Here is a 17806-nt window from a genome sequence, read left to right as displayed (position 1 = left end):
GCACCCCGATGCGGCTGGGCGCCGTGATCATCACCATGGGCAACCGGCCCGACGACCTCAGGGCGCTCGTCGACTCGGTGGCCCGCCAGGACGGCGCCCCCGTCGAGGTCGTCGTGGTGGGCCAGGGCGTGGAGGTCACCGGGATGCCCGAGGGCGTCCGTACGGTGGCCCTGCCCGAGAACCTGGGCATTCCGGGCGGCCGCAACGTGGGCATCGAGGCATTCGGCCCCGGCGGCAGCGACGTGGACGCCCTGCTGTTCCTCGACGACGACGGGCTGCTGGAACGCACCGACACCGCCGAGCTGTGCCGCCGGGCCTTCACGGAGGACCCGGAGCTCGGCATCGTCAGCTTCCGGATCGCCGATCCGGAGACCGGTGTCACACAGCGCCGGCACGTGCCGCGGCTGCGCGCCTCGGACCCGATGCGTTCCTCGCGCGTGACCACCTTCCTCGGTGGCGCCAACGCGGTCCGCACCTCGGTGTTCGGGCAGGTCGGACCCCTTCCGGGGGAGTTCTTCTACGCGCACGAGGAGACGGACCTGGCCTGGCGGGCGCTCGACGCGGGGTGGCTGATCGACTACCGGGCGGACATGGTGCTGCTGCACCCCACCACGTCCCCCTCCCGGCACGCGGTCTACCACCGTATGGTGGCTCGTAACCGGGTGTGGCTCGCCCGCCGCAACCTGCCCGCCCCGCTGGTCCCCGTCTACCTGGGGGTCTGGCTCCTGCTGACCCTCGTCCGCAGGCCGTCGGCGCCCGCGCTGAAGGCTTGGTTCGGCGGATTCCGCGAGGGGTGGACCACTCCCTGCGGTCCCCGCCGTCCCATGCGATGGCGGACGGTCTGGCGGTTGACCCGGCTGGGCCGACCACCTGTCATCTGACCCGATCGCGTCTGGGACCATGGCGCGATCACGGGTCTCGTGCCACCAGCTGATGCCCATCCTTCCTGCCGCATCTTGAAGACGGAAAGTTTCAACTTGTGAGTGACACAACCCACGACGGCGCCCTCGCCACGAGCAAGCCGCCGTCCGAAGACGCGGGGCTGAGCCCCGCGGAGCTCGCCAGGAAGTACGGCCTGTCCGTGAGCGGCGCCCGCCCCGGCCTGGGCGAGTACGTCCGCCAGCTCTGGGGCCGGCGCCACTTCGTCCTGGCGTTCTCCCGGGCGAAGCTGGTCGCGCAGTACAGCCAGGCGAAGCTCGGCCAGGTCTGGCAGGTGGCGACCCCCCTGCTGAACGCGGCCGTCTACTGGCTGATCTTCGGCCTGATCCTCGGAGCGGGAAAGGAGATGCCCAAGGGCGTCTACGTCCCGTTCCTGATGATGGGCATCTTCATCTTCACCTTCACCCAGAGTTCGGTGATGGCGGGCGTCCGGGCGATCTCCGGAAACCTCGGGCTGGTGCGGGCACTGCACTTCCCGCGCGCCGCCCTCCCGGTGTCGTTCTCGCTCCAGCAGCTCCAGCAGCTGATGTACTCGATGATCGTCGTTTTCATCATCGCCATCAGCTTCGGCAACTACCCGCGGCTCTCCTGGCTGCTGGTGATCCCGACGCTGGCGCTCCAGTTCGTCTTCAACACCGGCCTCGCCATGATCTTCGCGAGGATGGGCTCCAAGACCCCCGACCTGGCGCAGCTGATGCCGTTCGTGATGCGCACCTGGATGTACGCCTCCGGCGTCATGTTCCCGATCGGGATCTACCTCAAGGACCATCCGCAGTGGATCAGCGACGTGCTGCTGTGGAACCCGGTGGCGATCTACATGGACCTCATCCGGTTCGCCCTGATCGACGACTACGGCAGCAGCTACCTGCCGCCGCACGTCTGGCTCTTCGCCGTGGGCTGGGCCGTGGTGATCGGCCTCGGGGGCTTCGTGTACTTCTGGAAGGCTGAGGAGCGTTACGGCCGTGGCTGAGCAAACCGAGGGGCGCGTCCCCACCGTGATCGCGGACGGCGTGCACATCGTCTACCGCGTCAACACCGGCGGAGTGGGCAAGGGCGCGGCCACCGCCGCGCTCAGCAAGATAGTCCGCCGGGGCAAGGGCGAGGAGCGCGGCGTCCGCCGGGTCCACGCCGTACGCGGGGTCACCTTCACCTCGTACCGCGGCGAGGCCATCGGCCTCATCGGCTCCAACGGATCGGGCAAGTCGACGCTGCTGCGCGCCATCGCGGGGCTGCTGCCCTGCGAGGAGGGCCGGGTCTACACCGACGGCCAGCCGTCGCTGCTCGGTGTCAACGCGGCACTGATGAACGACCTGACCGGCGAGCGCAACATCGTCCTCGGCGGTCTCGCCATGGGCATGAGCCGCGAGCAGATCCGGGAGCGCTACCAGGGAATCGTCGACTTCTCGGGCATCAACGAGAAGGGCGACTTCATCTCCCTGCCGATGCGCACCTACTCCTCCGGAATGGCGGCGCGCCTGCGCTTCTCCATCGCGGCGGCCAAGGACCACGACGTCCTGATGATCGACGAGGCCCTCGCCACCGGTGACCGCAGCTTCCAGGTGCGCTCCGAGAACCGCATCCGCGAACTGCGGGAGAAGGCCGGCACCGTCTTCCTGGTGAGCCACAACAACAAGTCCATCCGCGACACATGTGACCGTGTGCTGTGGCTGGAGAGGGGCGAGCTCCTCATGGACGGCCCCACGGAGGAAGTCGTCTCGGCCTACGAGAAGGCGACCAACGGCTGATTCCCGCCCCGGGCGGAACGACGAGGCCCCCGCCGCTCAGCGCGGCGGGGGCCTCGTCGCGTCCGGTCTCGTGTCCGGGCGCCGCGGCAAGCGGTATCCGGCGGATTTCCACGCCATTCGACGCTGTTCGACGGCATTCGACGACATTCGTTGGCGGACGCGGCGACTTTCGGTGCCGCAGCGAATACCCGAGAGCCCTTCGCGGCGTTGTACAGCGTAAGCTGAAGCGGTCCTGAATCGCGGCAAGAGGGGACGATTCACCGCAGGTGAACGGCCTTGAGGTACCCCGGGGAATCCCCGGCGGCGTGTCCGAAATAGGATGCATTGGGTCGGCAGTGTAGAACGGGAGATGTGACGGCAATGGCTACGGGAATTCTCCGGCCCCCAGGCACGACGGCCGTCCCCGCCCCGGGCGGCGGGCGGTGACCCCGGGGTACGACGAAAGGCCCGGGTCCGACGCGGACCACGCGCGCGCCACCCTCGGCAAGGCCCGGACGGAGAACTTCCCCGTCGCCCCCGCCTTCCTGCCGCGCGCCTGGCGCGCCGGCCTGACGGCGGTCTACGGATACGCCCGCCTCGTCGACGACATCGGCGACGGAGACCTCGCCCCCGGCGGCCGCGACGCCGTGCTCCTCGGCCTCGAACCGGCCGCCGTCGACGACCGGCTCGCCATGCTCGACGCCTTCGAGGCCGACCTGCACCGGGTGTTCGGCGCCGCCGACGGCGCTCCGCGCCACCCGCTGCTGCTCGCCCTGCGGCCCGTCGTGCGCGAGCACGGACTCACCCCCGAGCCGTTCCTCGGACTCATCGAGGCCAACCGCCAGGACCAGCGCGTCTCCCGCTACGAGACGTACGGCGACCTCCTCGCCTACTGCGAGCTCTCCGCTAACCCGGTGGGCCGCCTCGTGCTCTCCCTCACCGGCACCAGCACCCCCGAGCGGGTCCGCCGCTCCGACGCCGTCTGCACCGCCCTGCAGATCGCCGAACACCTCCAGGACGTCGCCGAGGACCTCGGCCGGGACCGGATCTACCTGCCCGGCGAGGACATGCGGCGCTTCCATGTGACGGAGGCCGACCTCAAGGCCCCGAGCGCCGGCGCGTCCGTACGCGCACTGGTCGCCTTCGAATGCGAGCGCGCCGCCTCGCTGCTGAACGAAGGCACGCCGCTCGTGGGCAGCGTTCACGGCAGGCTCCGGCTGCTGCTCGCGGGGTTCGTGGGAGGGGGCCGCGCGGCCCTGAGGGCCGTCACCGCCGCCGGCTTCGACGTACTTCCCGGCCCGCCCAAGCCCACCAAGAGCGGCCTGATCCGCGAGGTTGCCGCCGTCCTGCGCACAGCGCCGAGAAAGGGGTGAGCCCCAACGTGGAGGGCCCCACACAAGCGTCATCACCGGCTGCGCCGTCCGCACCGGTCCTGGCGGCCTACAGCTACTGCGAGGCCGTCACCGGATCGCAGGCGCGGAACTTCGCGTACGGCATCCGGCTGCTGCCCACCGACAAGCGGCAGGCGATGTCCGCGCTGTACGCCTTCTCCCGCCGAGTCGACGACATCGGCGACGGCACGCTCGCGCCCGGCGCGAAGCTGGCCCGGCTGGAGGAGACCCGCGCCCTGCTCGGCCGGATCCGGGCCGAGGAGATCGACGAGGACGACACCGACCCGGTCGCGGTCGCCCTCGCGCACGCCGCGCGCCGGTTCCCGATCCCGCTCGGGGGACTCGACGAACTCATCGACGGCGTCCTGATGGACGTTCGCGGCGAGACCTACGAGACCTGGGACGACCTCAAGGACTACTGCCGGTGCGTCGCCGGCGCCATCGGGCGGCTCTCGCTCGGCGTGTTCGGCACCGTCGGCGCGGGCGGACTCGCGGCGGCCGACGCGGCCCGCGCCGGGGAGTACGCCGACACCCTCGGCCTCGCCCTGCAACTCACCAACATCCTCAGGGACGTTCGCGAGGACGCGGCCAACGGCCGCACCTACCTGCCCGCCGAGGACCTCGCCAAGTTCGGCTGCTCGGACGGGTTCGCCGGCGAGCGGATGCCCGCCGGATCCGACTTCGCCGGTCTCGTGCACCACGAAGTCCGGCGCGCCCGGGCCCTGTTCGTCGAGGGCTACCGGCTGCTGCCCCTGCTCGACCGGCGCAGCGGAGCCTGCGTGGCCGCCATGGCCGGGATCTACCGGCGCCTCCTCGACCGCATCGAGCGGGAGCCGGAGGCCGTACTGCGCGGCCGCGTCTCGTTGCCGACGCACGAGAAGGCGTACGTCGCCGTGCGCGGGCTCTCCGGCCTCGACGCGCGGAGCATCTCCCGCCAGAGCACCCGGAGGCGGATCTGATGGACCCGACCCGACCCGCGCGGCCGGCGCACCCCGGCCTCGCGTCCACCCGCCCGGGAGACCGACGTCCCGGGCCCCGTCCCACCGGCCCCGGCAGGACGGCGGCGCCCCCGGCCGCGCACGCGGCAGCACACGCGACCGGACAGGCGACCGGACCCGCGACCGCGCACGAAGCAGCGCACGCGACCGCGCACGCAACCGTCCCCCGGCCCGCCGCGTCTCTCCGTGCGGGCCGAGCCCGGCCGGCCGCGGCACGCGCCGCGCGGGCGCGACGGGCGACCGCCCCGGAGGGGAACCGCAGCACCCGGGAGGGCGCATGAGCGACAGCGAACGCACCGCCGTCGTCGTCGGCGGCGGACTCGCCGGGGTCACCACCGCACTCGAACTCGCCGACGCCGGACTGCGGGTCACGCTCCTGGAGGGCCGCCCGCGGCTCGGCGGACTGGCCTTCTCGTTCAAGCGCGGCGAACTCACCGTCGACAACGGCCAGCACGTGTACCTGCGCTGCTGCACCGCCTACCGGTGGTTCCTCGACCGCGTGGACGGCGCCGCCCTCGCCCCGGTCCAGGACCGGCTCGACGTCCCCGTCCTCGACGTCGCCCACCCCGGCGGCCCGCGCCTGGGCCGGCTGCGCCGCAGCCGCCTGCCCGTGCCCCTGCACCTGGCCGGCTCACTGGCCCGCTACCCGCACCTGTCCCTCGCCGAGCGGGCGTCCGTCGGGCGCGCCGCCCTCGCGCTGCGCCGGCTCGACCCCGCCGACCCGGCTCTGGACGGCCTGGACTTCGCGACCTGGCTCGGCCGCCACGGCCAGTCCGCCCGGACGATCGAGGCCCTGTGGGACCTCGTCGGCATCGCCACCCTCAACGCGACGGCCGAACAGTCCTCGCTGGGCCTGGCCGCCATGGTCTTCAAGACCGGCCTGCTCTCGGAGAACGGCGCCGCCGACATCGGCTGGGCCCGCGTACCGCTCGGCGACCTGCACGACACCCTCGCCCGCAAGGCGCTCGACGCGGCCGGCGTGCGGACCGAACTGCGCACCCGGGTCACCGCCGTGTCCCGTACGCCCGAAGGGCATTGGCGGGTCGACACCGAGGGAGAGTCCCTCCACGCGGGCACCGTGGTCCTCGCCGTCCCGCAGCGCGAGGCGCACGGACTGCTCCCGGCCGGGGCGCTCGCCGACCCGGACCGGCTCCTGGACATCGGCACCGCGCCGATCCTCAACGTCCACGTCGTCTACGACCGCAAGGTGCTCAAGCAGCCGTTCTTCGCCGCGCTCGGCTCCCCGGTGCAGTGGGTCTTCGACCGCACCGAACCCTCCGGACTCCCCGACGGCGGCCAGTACCTGGCGCTGTCCCAGTCCGTCGCGCAGGACGACATCGAGGAACCCGTCTCGCTCCTGCGCGGCAAGTACCTGCCCGAACTGGAGAAGCTGCTGCCGGCCGCGCGCGGCGCCAAGGTACGGGACTTCTTCGTCACCCGGGAGCGGACGGCCACCTTCGCCCCCACCCCCGGCGTCGGCCGGCTGCGCCCCGGCGCGCGGACCGACACGCCGGGAATCTACCTGGCCGGTGCGTGGACTGCCACCGGCTGGCCCGCGACCATGGAGAGCGCCGTACGGAGCGGACTGAACGCGGCGCACGCCGCGCTCGCCGCACTCGGCCGCCCCCGCGAACACCCTCTGCAGGAGGCGGCATGACGACGACCACCAGCACGACCGGCACCGCACATACAGGAACCAGAGGAGAACCAGTGAACCCGGGGAATCCGGCCGTCGAGAACACGGACGCCCGTGTGGACACCGCCAGCGGGGAGAAGGCGGACACCCTCGCCCTCCTGGAGCGCGGCCGCACGCTGTCGACGCCCGTGCTCCGCGCCGCCGTCGGCCGGCTCGCGGCGCCCATGGACACCGTCGCCGCCTACCACTTCGGCTGGATCGACGCCCAGGGCAACCCCGCGGACGGCGACGGCGGCAAGGCCGTGCGCCCCGCCCTCGCGCTGCTCTCCGCGGAGGCCGCGGGCGCCGCGGCCGAGGTCGGCGTCCCGGGCGCCGTCGCGGTCGAACTCGTCCACAACTTCTCGCTGCTGCACGACGACCTGATGGACGGCGACGAGCAGCGCCGCCACCGCGACACGGTGTGGAAGGTGCACGGACCGGCGCTGGCGATCCTGGTCGGCGACGCGCTCTTCGCCCTCGCCAACGAGGTCCTGCTGGAGCTGGGCACGGTGGAGGCGGGCCGCGCCGCCCGTCGGCTGACCACCGCCAGCCGCAAGCTCATCGACGGCCAGGCCCAGGACATCTCCTACGAGCACCGCGAGCGCGTCAGCGTCGAGGAGTGCCTGGAGATGGAGGGCAACAAGACCGGCGCCCTCCTCGCCTGCGCCGTCTCCATCGGCGCGGTGCTCGGCGGCGCGGACGACCGCACCGCCGACAAGCTGGAGGAGTACGGCTACCACCTGGGCCTCGCCTTCCAGGCCGTCGACGACCTGCTCGGCATCTGGGGCGACCCGGAGGCCACCGGCAAGCAGACCTGGAGCGACCTGCGCCAGCGCAAGAAGTCCCTGCCGGTCGTCGCGGCCCTCGCGGCGGGCGGGCCCGCCTGCGAGGAGCTCGCCGAGCTGCTCGCCGCCGATGCCAAGAGCAACGACTTCGAGAACTTCTCGGAGGAGGAGTTCGCGGCCCGGGCCGCGCTGATCGAGGCGGCCGGCGGCCGCCAGTGGACCGCCGACGAAGCCCGCCGCCAGCACGCCGTCGCGATCCGCGCCCTGGACGACGTGGACATGCCGCAGGCGGTACGCGAGCAGCTGGTGGCCCTCGCCGACTTCGTCGTCGTGCGCAAGAGGTGATCGCCGCCGACCAGCTGATATGACGCCACGGTCGCCGGCCGGCGCCGCCCCCTGCGGGGTGTGCACCGGCCGACGGCAGACCCCAGCACAGCACAGGCCACTGTTCTAAGGGGAAGCCATGACAGCGACGACCGACGGCGGCGCGGAGAGCGCCGGCGCTGGCAGTGGAATCGAAGCCGGCCCCAGGCCGGGACCGGACCCGGCCGTGCCGTCGGTGGGTCCGGCCCGGCCGGAGACCGCGATCGCGGACCCGCCCGCACCACCGGAGCCCGGGCCGCGCTCGCCGCACGAGGCGGCGGCGCGCGCGACGCGGCACCTCCTGGAACGCCAGGACCCCGAGGGCTGGTGGAAGGGCGACCTGGAGACCAACGTCACCATGGACGCCGAAGACCTGCTGCTGCGGCAGTTCCTCGGCATCCCGGACGAGGCCGTCACCGCCGCCACCGCCCTCTTCATCCGAGGCGAGCAGCGCTCCGACGGCACCTGGGCCACCTTCCACGGCGGCCCCTGCGACCTCTCCGCCACCATCGAGGCGTACGTGGCCCTGCGCCTCGCCGGAGACGCCCCGGACTCCCCGCACATGGCGCGCGCCTCGGCATGGATCCGGGCCCACGGCGGGATCGCCGCCGCCCGGGTCTTCACCCGGATCTGGCTCGCGCTCTTCGGCTGGTGGAACTGGGAGCACCTGCCCGAACTCCCGCCGGAGCTGGTGTTCCTGCCGTCCTGGGCCCCGCTGAACATCTACGACTTCGGCTGCTGGGCCCGCCAGACCATCGTCCCGCTCACCGTGGTCTCCGCGCTGCGCCCGGTCCGCCCCGGCCCGTTCGCCCTGGACGAGCTGCACGCCGACGCCCGGGTGCCGAACCCGCTCAAGCGGCTCGCCCCGCTGACCAGTTGGGACGGCGTCTTCCAGCGGATGGACAAGGCGCTGCACGTCTACCGGCGTTTCGCCCCGCGCCGGCTGCGCAAGGCGGCGATGGACACAGCCGGCCGCTGGATCGTCGAACGCCAGGAGAACGACGGCTGCTGGGGCGGCATCCAGCCGCCCGCCGTGTACTCCGTCATCGCCCTGCACCTGCTCGGTTACGACCTGAAGCACCCGGTGATGCGCGCCGGGCTGGAGTCCCTGGACCGGTTCGCGGTCTGGCGCGAGGACGGCGCCCGGATGATCGAGGCTTGCCAGTCGCCGGTCTGGGACACCTGCCTCGCGGCCATCGCACTGGCCGACGCGGGCCTGCCCGCCGACCATCCGGCGCTGGTCAGGGCGGCCGACTGGATGCTGGGCGAGGAGATCGTGCGCAGCGGGGACTGGGCGGTGCGCCGGCCCGGACTCGCGCCCGGCGGGTGGGCGTTCGAGTTCCACAACGACACCTATCCCGACATCGACGACACCGCCGAGGTCGTCCTCGCCCTGCGCCGCGTCAGGCACCCCGACCCCGCCCGGGTGGAGGGTGCCATCGGCCGCGGGGTGTCCTGGACCCTCGGCATGCAGTCGAAGAACGGAGCCTGGGGCGCCTTCGACGCCGACAACACCAGCCCCTTGCCGAACAAGCTGCCCTTCTGCGACTTCGGCGAGGTCATCGACCCGCCCTCGGCCGACGTCACCGCCCACGTGGTGGAGATGCTCGCCTTCGAGGGCCGCGCGACGGACCCGCGGGCCCGGCGCGGCATCGCCTGGCTCCTCGCCGAACAGGAGCCGGAGGGAGGCTGGTTCGGCCGCTGGGGCACCAATTACGTCTACGGCACCGGCTCGGTGGTGCCCGCCCTGACCGCCGCCGGCCTCGCCCCGGGACACCCCGCGATCCGGCGGGCGGTGCGCTGGCTGGAATCCGTACAGAACGAGGACGGCGGGTGGGGCGAGGACCAGCGCTCCTACAAGGACCCCTCGTGGGCCGGTAAGGGAGCCTCCACCGCCTCGCAGACCGCGTGGGCGCTGATGGCCCTGCTGTCGGCCGGGGAGCGCGACGGCGAATCGGTCGGGCGTGGCATCGCCTACCTCGTGCGGACGCAGGAGGAGGACGGCTCCTGGGACGAGCCGTACTTCACCGGGACCGGGTTCCCCTGGGACTTCTCCATCAACTACCACCTGTACCGGCAGGTGTTCCCGCTCACCGCGCTCGGCCGCTACCTGCACGGCGAGCCCTCCGTCCGCGCCGGGGGGGCCTGATGGCCGCCGGGCCGAAGCCCCCCTCCGGCGGTCCGCCCCCGCTGCTCGTATCCTGCGCGCTGCGCATCGAGCGGGCCGCCCTGCGCGGTACGGGCCGGGGCGCCCCCGAGCGGTACGCCGTGCTGCGCACCGGCATGGGCCCGCGCGCGGCCGAGCGGGCCGTCGCCCGGGCCCTGGAACGCCCGGACATGGACCGGGCGGCCGTCCTCGCGACCGGGTTCTGTGCCGGACTGCTGCCCGGCATGCACCCCGGGGACCTGGTGGTCGCCGAGGAGACCCGGGACCCGAACGGGGCCGTCGCCTGTACCGGCACGGCCTTCCTCGCCGAGGCGCTGGCCCGGGCCGTACCGGGCCGGACCGTGCACCTCGGCGCACTGACCGGATCCGACCACGTCGTCCGTGGCCCGGAACGCGCGCGACTGCGCGCCACCGGCGCCGTCGCGGTCGACATGGAGTCCGCGGCCACGCTGTGGACCGCGACCCGGGCCGGGGGAGCGGCCGCGGGGCGTCCCGTTGCCGCCGTCCGGGTGATCGTGGACGCTCCGGAGCACGAGCTCGTCCGTATCGGCACCGTACGCGGTGGAATATCGGCCTTCCGTGTACTGCGTGCCGTACTGCCCGCTTTTTACGAATGGCACCGTTCTTCGCTGCTCCCCAGGAGGTGAGCCAGATGGCCATGCCGCTGCGCCAGTCCATCAGGGTCGGGACCTATCTTCTCGAACAGAAGCTCCGCAAGCGGGAGAAGTTCCCGCTGATCGTCGAGCTGGAACCGCTCTACGCCTGCAACCTGGCCTGTGAGGGCTGCGGGAAGATCCAGCACCCGGCGGGGGTGCTCAAGCAGCGCATGCCGGTCGCCCAGGCGGTCGGCGCCGTGCTGGAGTCGGGTGCGCCGATGGTGTCCATCGCGGGCGGCGAGCCCCTGATGCATCCGCAGATGCACGAGATCGTCCGGCAGCTGGTGGCGAAGCGGAAGTACGTATTCCTTTGCACCAACGCGCTGCTGCTGCGCAAGAAGATCGAGAAATTCACACCGTCCCCCTACTTCGCCTTCGCCGTGCACATCGACGGGCTGCGCGAGCGCCACGACGAGTCGGTCGCCAAGGAAGGCGTCTTCGACGAGGCGGTCGCGGCCATCAAGGAGGCGAAGCGGCGCGGTTTCCGGGTCACCACGAACTCGACCTTCTTCAACACCGACACCCCGCAGACGATCATCGAGGTGCTCAACTACCTCAACGACGACCTCCAGGTGGACGAGATGATGATCTCGCCCGCCTACGCCTACGAGAAGGCCCCCGACCAGGAGCACTTCCTGGGCGTCGAACAGACCCGTGAGCTCTTCAAGAAGGCATTCTCCGGGGGGAACCGGCGCCGCTGGCGCCTCAACCACTCGCCGCTCTTCCTGGATTTCCTGGAAGGCAAGGCGGACTTCCCCTGCACCGCCTGGGCCATTCCGAATTACTCGCTCTTCGGCTGGCAGCGCCCCTGTTACCTGATGAGCGACGGATACGTGCCCACGTACCGCGAGCTCATCAACGACACCGACTGGAGCAAGTACGGCCGCGGAAAGGACCCGCGCTGCGCGAACTGCATGGCGCACTGCGGCTACGAGCCCACCGCCGTCCTCGCCACCATGGGCTCCCTGAAGGAGTCCCTGCGGGCGGCCCGGGAGACGATCGCCGGGAACCGGGGCAAGCCGGCATGAGCGCCGGTCCGCGGGAGGGGGGCGGCCGGGGCGCGGGCTTCGACCTCGGCGCCCTGCTGGCCGAGCGCGGCGCGGAGCGGTACGAGCTGCACGCCCGGTACCTCAACCACCAGCTGCCCCGGATGCTGCACACCATCGGCTTCGACAAGGTCTACGAGCGGGCCGAGGGCGCCCACTTCTGGGACGCCGAGGGCAACGACTACCTGGACATGCTGGCGGGCTTCGGGGTGATGGGCCTGGGGCGCCACCATCCCGTGGTCCGCCGGGCGCTGCACGACGTGCTGGACGCCCGGCTTGCCGACCTGACCCGCTTCGACTGCCAGCCGCTGCCCGGGCTGCTGGCCGAGAAGCTGCTCTCGTACAGCCCCCACCTGGACCGGGTCTTCTTCGGCAACAGCGGCACCGAGGCGGTGGAGACCGCCCTGAAGTTCGCCCGGTACGCCACCGGGCGGCCCAGGGTCCTCTACTGCGACCACGCCTTCCACGGGCTGACCACGGGCGCGCTCTCGGTGAACGGGGAGAGCGGCTTCCGGGACGGCTTCGCGCCGCTGCTGCCCGACACGCAGATCGCCCTCGGTGACCTGGCGGCCCTGGAACGGGAACTGCGGCGCGGGGACGTGGCCGCCCTCGTGGTGGAGCCGATCCAGGGCAAGGGGGTCCTCGCCGCCCCGCCCGGTTTCCTGCTCGCCGCTCAGGAGCTGCTGCACCGGCACAAGGCGCTGCTGATCGCCGACGAGGTGCAGACGGGTCTCGGACGGACCGGGGACTTCTACGCGTACCAGCACGAGCCGGGCGTGGAACCGGACCTCGTGTGCGTGGCCAAGGCGCTGTCCGGCGGCTACGTGCCGGTCGGCGCGACCCTGGGAAAAGACTGGATCTTCAAAAAGGTCTACTCGTCCATGGACCGGGTGCTCGTCCACTCCGCGAGCTTCGGTTCCAACGCGCAGGCGATGGCGGCCGGGCTCGCGGTGCTGTCCGTCATGGAGGACGAGGAGACCGTCGCCAACGCGCGGGCCATGGGCGACCTGTTGCGCGGGCGGCTCGCGGCCCTCGTGGACGAGTACGAGCTGCTGCACGAGGTGCGGGGGCGCGGCCTGATGATCGGCATCGAGTTCGGCCGGCCGTCGTCGCTGGGGCTGCGCAGCCGGTGGACGATGCTCCAGGCGGCCCGCAAGGGTCTCTTCGCGCAGATGGTCGTGGTGCCGCTGCTGCAGAAGCACCGCATCCTCACGCAGGTGTCCGGCGACCACCTGGAAGTGATCAAGCTCATCCCGCCGCTCGTCGTGGACGAGGCCGACGTCGACCGGTTCGTCGGCGCCTTCCGCGAGGTGATGGACGATGCGCACGGCGGGTCCGGGCTGATGTGGGACTTCGGCCGGACGCTGGTGAAGCAGGCCGTCGGCAACCGCTGATTGCCGACGGCCCGCCCCGGCGCGGTCAGTCCAGCAGTGCGGCCCGGAGCCGGGCGAGGGTCTCGGGCGCGAGCCCGAGGCCCTCGGCCAGGTAGGGATCCACCCCGCCCCAGGTCTCGTCGATGGTGTCGAACGCCGCCGTCAGGTACGCCGCGCGGGCGTCGAACAGCGGGGACAGCAGCTCCATCACCTCGGCGGAGCGGGCCTCGGGCGCGTCGCTGCCGCGGCGCACCCGGTAGCGGCGGTGCGGGGCGTTGGACTCCAGGTAGTCCGCCACGATCGCCTCGCGCTCGACGCCCAGCGCGAGGAGGGTGACGGCGATCGACAGGCCGGCCCGGTCCTTGCCGGCCGCGCAGTGCATCAGCGCGGGGACGCTGTCCCCGGCGAGCGCGTGCAGGACCCGGCTGTGCTCGGCGGTGCGGTTCGCGATGATCGAGCGGTACGAGTCCACCATCCGGGCCTCGCCCTTCCCGTCGCCCAGGAGCCCGCGGAGCTGCTCCAGATCGCCGTCCCGGACCATCTTCCAGAACTCCCGGCCGTCCGCCGGATCCGAGAGCGGGAGGTTGACGTTCCGGACTCCGGGGAGTTCCACGTCCGGCCCTTCCAGGGCGTGGTCGGCGTCGTTGCGGAAGTCGAAGACGGTGTGGAGACCCAGTGAGATCAGGAACTCTGCGTCGGTTTCGGTGGCATGTGCGAGATGTCCGCTTCGGAAGAGTCGTCCCGGCCTGACCCTCCGTCCGTCCGAAGTCGGCAAGCCGCCCACGTCGCGGAAGTTCCGCACTCCGGTCAGCTCCGGCTCCGGCTGCCGCGCCCCGGCCGGGGCCGGGGGTATCTGCTGGGTCACGTGAACTCCTCCGCGTCGTCGTGGGGTGTCCGAATTACACTACTTGACACCAACTTGCCATATCCGGAGGCGAGATCGGGCGCCTCCCCGTGAGCCAGATCATACGGTGACGGTGCGTGCCTGATCGCGGAGGCCCAATGGCCCAGCCAGACCGGTTGTTGGCAGCCGGGAATGGACGCAGGGTGACGGGACTTCCGTCGATCCCTCATCTCTGTGATTCCGTCAGGTAATTCGCGGCTTGTTCCTTGCGGCCGGACTCGATTACCTTCGCGATCGATCCGGGCGGACCGCCGAATCCTGCCGCCACCCGGAAAACCGCACCCGACTATTCACGCGCGGCAGGAGCGGGGGAACCAGGTAAGCCGCCGTCCCGAGTCTTCATATCGGGACGGCTCGGGGTGAAGCCGTACATGTGCCCCTACGTGTGCGGCCGGACATCTCCAGTCCGAACCCGACAGCTCACCTCGCAGGCGACGGAGAGGAAACCGCCATGCCCGCAAAGGGTAAGCACCGCCGTCCCAAGTCCCTTTCCATCTCCCGCGGTTTCGCCGTCGCGGGCACCGGCGGTGCGGCCCTCGCGCTGCCGCTGCTGGGCGCCGCCGGCGCCCAGGCGGCCGGAGCCCCGGCCGCCGCTCCGGTGACGGCGCCCGCCGTCGCCCCGCAGCTGCCGGTCGCGCTGCAGGCGGCTCCCGCCGCCCCGGCCACCCCCGCGGCGGCCCCGGCCGCCGCTCCGGCCGTGTACACGGTCGTGTCCGGCGACTACCTCTCCAAGATCGCCGCGGAGCGGGACCTGACCGGCGGCTGGGAGCAGCTGTACGCCGACAACCGCGAGGCCGTCGGTACCGACCCCTCGCTGATCCACCCGGGCCTGAAGCTGACGCTCGGCGCGAAGGGCGCGTCGGCCCCGACCGCCTCCGCCCCGGCTCCGGCTCCGGCGGAGAAGCCGGTTCAGAAGAAGCAGAAGCCGGCCGAGGCCCCGGTCTCCGGCAAGGCCGCCGCCGGGGAGCAGGACGCCCCCGCCGCGAAGGCGCAGCCCAAGGCGAAGCAGAAGGCGCGCGGCGCCGAGACCTCCACCGGCGCGACGGCCCCCTCCGGCGCCGGCTTCGTGGCCCCCGTCGGCGGCGGGGTCTCCACCCAGTACAAGGCGAGCGGCGCCATGTGGTCCTCCGGCTACCACACCGGAGTCGACTTCATCGCGAGCTCCGGCACCACCGTCAAGGCCGTCGGCGCGGGCACCGTCGTCTCCGCCGGCTGGGGCGGCTCGTACGGCAACGAGGTCGTCATCCGGCACGCGGACGGCAAGTACTCCCAGTACGGCCACCTCTCCTCGCTGTCCGTCTCGGCCGGCCAGAGCGTGAGCGCCGGCCAGCGCATCGGCCTCTCCGGCTCCACCGGCAACTCCTCCGGCCCGCACCTCCACTTCGAGATCCGCACGGGCCCGTCCTACGGCTCGGACATCAACCCGCTGGCCTACCTCCGCTCGAAGGGCGCCACCGTCTGACGGCATCCGCCGCGGGAGTGACACGCGCGTCAGGCCGGGGCCCGAGAGGGGTCCCGGCCTGACGCGTACTTATTCCTCGTCCTCCGGGTGGTATAGATCACGGTCCGTCAACCCCTGCTTACGTTGGCGTAGGTTGCCCGCCGCGGTGAAGGATGCTGTTTCGTGGCAGCGACGACGACGACACTCAAGACCATCGGCTCGTACGCGGCGATCGGGGACAGCTTCACCGAGGGTGTGGGGGACCCGGGACCGGGGGGATCATTTCTCGGCTGGGCGGACCGGCTCGCCGTGCTCCTGGCCGATCGACGCGACGAGCACGACTTCCGATACGCGAACCTGGCCGTGCGCGGCCGGCTCCTCGACCAGATCGTGGCCGAGCAGGTCCCGCGGGCCAAGGCGCTCGCACCGGACCTCGTGACCTTCTGCGCGGGCGGAAACGACATCATCCGGCCCGGCAGCGACCCCGACCACGTGGCGGAGCGGTTCGAGGCCGCCGTGGCCGACCTCGCCGGATCCGTCGGCCAGGTCATGATCACCACCGGCTTCGACACCCGGGGCGTGCCGGTCCTGCGGCACCTGCGCGGCAAGGTGGCGACGTACAGCGCCCACGTGCGCTCCATCGCCGACCGGTACGACTGCCCGGTGCTGGACCTCTGGTCCCTCCGGTCCGTACAGGACCGGCGGGCCTGGGACGGCGACCGGCTGCACCTGTCGCCCGAGGGGCACACGCGCGTGGCCCTGCGCGCCGCGCAGGTGCTGGGGATCCGGGTGCCGGCCGACGCCGACCCCGACCAGCCGTGGCCGCCGCAGCGGCCGCGCGGCTCGGTGGACACCACCCGGGACAACATCCAGTGGGCGCGCGAACACCTCGCCCCCTGGATCGGCCGACGGCTGCGCGGGGAGTCCTCCGGGGACCACGTCGCGGCCAAGCGGCCGGACCTGCTGCCGCTGTAGACGGGCCGGGCCGGGTCCGGCAGGGCTGTGGAGGGGGCCGCGGGGAGGCCGCAGGGGCGCAGGGGAGAGGGACGGGACGGCCGGGGCGCGTGCGACACGGGGGACCACCCGGCCGGGAGAGGAATCCTTCGGGGCCCGTGTGCGTTGGGATGGGGGTAGACGTCCACGAACCGCGTGACCCATCCGCCCAGGAGGCGCTTTGACCGGCTCCCGTCCCCTGCGTCCACGGCTGCGCGCCCTGCGGCCCGAAGCCTTCGGCGCGGACCCGTCCGGCGCCCGGCTGGAGCGCATCCGCCGCTCGCCGAACTTCGCCGACGGCGTCTTCCAGAACCCGGTCGGGGCCCGGACCAGGCCCTCCGGGTCGATGCGGGAGTTCGCCAAGATCTACTTCCACAAGGAACAGCGGTTGCGCCGCAACCCCGGCGCACCGATCCCCGTCTACCCGACCACCCTCGCGGAACTGGCCAGGCCGCCCGCGAGCGGGCTGCGCGTGACCTGGATGGGCCATTCCAGCGTGCTCGCCGAGATCGACGGGCGACGCGTGCTGTTCGACCCGGTCTGGGGCGACCGCTGCTCCCCCTTCCCGTTCGCCGGGCCCAAGCGGCTGCACCCGGTGCCGGTCCCGCTGGCCTCACTGGGCGACGTAGACGTCGTGGTGATCTCCCACGACCACTACGACCACCTCGACCTCCCGACGATCAAGAGCCTCGCCGGTACGGACACGGTCTTCGCGGTCCCGCTGGGCGTCGGCGCGCACCTGGAGCGCTGGGGCGTCCCGGCCGACCGGCTGCGCGAGCTCGACTGGAACGAGAGCACCGAGATCGCCGGGCTCACGCTCACCGCGACCCCGGCCCGGCACTTCTGCGGACGCGGCCTGCGCAACCAGCAGCACACCCTGTGGGCGTCCTGGGTGGTCGCGGGCGCCGACCACCGGATCTACCACAGCGGTGACACCGGGTACTTCCCCGGCTTCCGCGAGATCGGCGCCGCGCACGGCCCCTTCGACGCCACGATGATCCAGATCGGGGCGTACTCGGAGTACTGGCCCGACATCCACATGACCCCCGAGGAGGGCATGCGCGCCCACCTCGACCTCCAGGGCGGCATCCCGCACGGCACGATGCTGCCCATCCACTGGGGCACCTTCAACCTGGCCCCCCACCCGTGGGACGAGCCGGGCGAGGGCACCGTCGCCGCCGCCGGGGAGAGCGGGGCGGCCATCGCCCTGCCGATTCCGGGCCAGCCCTTCGAACCGGGAACGGCCTCGGTCCCGGCAACTCCACCTCGCCCGCGTACTCCCTGGCAGCGGTGATCGGCCCGATCGTGGCCCTGGCCGGGATCTACGCCCCCGGCGTGATGCTGGCGTCCT

The 17806-nt window shown here is 72.3% G+C and carries 15 protein-coding genes and 1 riboswitch; of the genes, 14 read left to right on the top strand and 1 reads right to left on the bottom strand.

Features of this window, described 5'->3' with window-relative positions; genetic code table 11:
* The first annotated feature begins 8 nt into the window (after window positions 1-8).
* The 11 genes from ABT106_RS20075 (at window position 9) to ABT106_RS20025 (ending at window position 13138) form a co-directional block, all read left to right on the top strand.
* Complete coding sequence (locus tag ABT106_RS20075; RefSeq protein ID WP_351279094.1) at window positions 9-881, top strand: glycosyltransferase family 2 protein; 873 nt, start codon at window positions 9-11, stop codon at window positions 879-881.
* A 98-nt stretch (window positions 882-979) separates the two neighbouring features.
* Entirely contained in the window at window positions 980-1909 is a 930-nt protein-coding gene (locus ABT106_RS20070) for an ABC transporter permease (RefSeq protein WP_351279073.1), read from the top strand.
* Window positions 1902-2684 (top strand): ABC transporter ATP-binding protein, encoded by a 783-nt coding sequence (locus ABT106_RS20065; protein WP_351279071.1) that lies wholly within the window; start codon window positions 1902-1904, stop codon window positions 2682-2684. Before ABT106_RS20070 ends, ABT106_RS20065 begins: the two co-directional genes overlap by 8 nt.
* Before the next feature lie 422 nt (window positions 2685-3106).
* On the top strand, window positions 3107-4036 hold the full coding sequence (gene hpnC, locus ABT106_RS20060) for a squalene synthase HpnC (RefSeq protein ID WP_351279069.1): 930 nt from the start codon (window positions 3107-3109) through the stop codon (window positions 4034-4036).
* 8 nt (window positions 4037-4044) lie between these two features.
* Entirely contained in the window at window positions 4045-5013 is a 969-nt protein-coding gene (gene hpnD, locus ABT106_RS20055; RefSeq protein ID WP_502979435.1) for a presqualene diphosphate synthase HpnD, read from the top strand.
* A gap of 316 nt (window positions 5014-5329) precedes the next feature.
* Window positions 5330-6709 carry a hydroxysqualene dehydroxylase HpnE gene (gene hpnE, locus ABT106_RS20050; RefSeq protein WP_351279063.1) on the top strand — a complete coding sequence of 460 codons (1380 nt, stop codon included), beginning with the start codon at window positions 5330-5332 and terminating at the stop codon, window positions 6707-6709.
* Window positions 6710-6762: 53 nt separating this feature from the next.
* Window positions 6763-7857 carry a polyprenyl synthetase family protein gene (locus ABT106_RS20045; protein ID WP_502979434.1) on the top strand — a complete coding sequence of 365 codons (1095 nt, stop codon included), beginning with the start codon at window positions 6763-6765 and terminating at the stop codon, window positions 7855-7857.
* A gap of 118 nt (window positions 7858-7975) precedes the next feature.
* Window positions 7976-10024 carry a squalene--hopene cyclase gene (shc, locus tag ABT106_RS20040; protein WP_351279058.1) on the top strand — a complete coding sequence of 683 codons (2049 nt, stop codon included), beginning with the start codon at window positions 7976-7978 and terminating at the stop codon, window positions 10022-10024.
* Complete coding sequence (locus ABT106_RS20035) at window positions 10024-10689, top strand: phosphorylase family protein (RefSeq protein ID WP_351279055.1); 666 nt, start codon at window positions 10024-10026, stop codon at window positions 10687-10689. Before shc ends, ABT106_RS20035 begins: the two co-directional genes overlap by 1 nt.
* 5 nt (window positions 10690-10694) lie before the next feature.
* Complete coding sequence (gene hpnH / locus ABT106_RS20030; protein WP_351279053.1) at window positions 10695-11726, top strand: adenosyl-hopene transferase HpnH; 1032 nt, start codon at window positions 10695-10697, stop codon at window positions 11724-11726.
* Window positions 11723-13138: an aspartate aminotransferase family protein gene (locus ABT106_RS20025; RefSeq protein WP_351279050.1), complete on the top strand. Its 1416-nt coding sequence runs from the start codon at window positions 11723-11725 to the stop codon at window positions 13136-13138. The genes hpnH and ABT106_RS20025 overlap by 4 nt, the downstream gene beginning before the upstream one ends.
* Window positions 13139-13163: 25 nt before the next feature.
* Here ABT106_RS20025 and ABT106_RS20020 read toward each other — a convergent pair whose 3' ends face one another.
* A complete protein-coding gene (locus ABT106_RS20020) occupies window positions 13164-13982 on the bottom strand; it encodes a tyrosine-protein phosphatase (RefSeq protein WP_351279047.1) in 819 nt (272 codons plus the stop codon).
* A 312-nt stretch (window positions 13983-14294) separates the two neighbouring features.
* A riboswitch (cyclic di-AMP (ydaO/yuaA leader) is annotated at window positions 14295-14470 on the top strand.
* A 2-nt stretch (window positions 14471-14472) separates the two neighbouring features.
* Here ABT106_RS20020 and ABT106_RS20015 point away from each other — a divergent pair.
* From ABT106_RS20015 to ABT106_RS20005, 3 genes are all read left to right on the top strand, one after another.
* Complete coding sequence (locus ABT106_RS20015) at window positions 14473-15483, top strand: LysM peptidoglycan-binding domain-containing M23 family metallopeptidase (RefSeq protein ID WP_351279044.1); 1011 nt, start codon at window positions 14473-14475, stop codon at window positions 15481-15483.
* Window positions 15484-15645: 162 nt separating this feature from the next.
* Window positions 15646-16437 (top strand): SGNH/GDSL hydrolase family protein, encoded by a 792-nt coding sequence (locus ABT106_RS20010; protein ID WP_351279041.1) that lies wholly within the window; start codon window positions 15646-15648, stop codon window positions 16435-16437.
* Window positions 16438-16636: 199 nt separating this feature from the next.
* On the top strand, window positions 16637-17749 hold the full coding sequence (locus ABT106_RS20005) for an MBL fold metallo-hydrolase (protein WP_351279039.1): 1113 nt from the start codon (window positions 16637-16639) through the stop codon (window positions 17747-17749).
* Window positions 17750-17806: the final 57 nt, after the last annotated feature.

The organism is Streptomyces sp. NPDC002044 (assembly GCF_040296725.1).
Classification (GTDB): Bacteria; Actinomycetota; Actinomycetes; order Streptomycetales; family Streptomycetaceae; genus Streptomyces; species Streptomyces antarcticus.
This window is presented reverse-complemented; position numbering and strand designations above follow the sequence as displayed.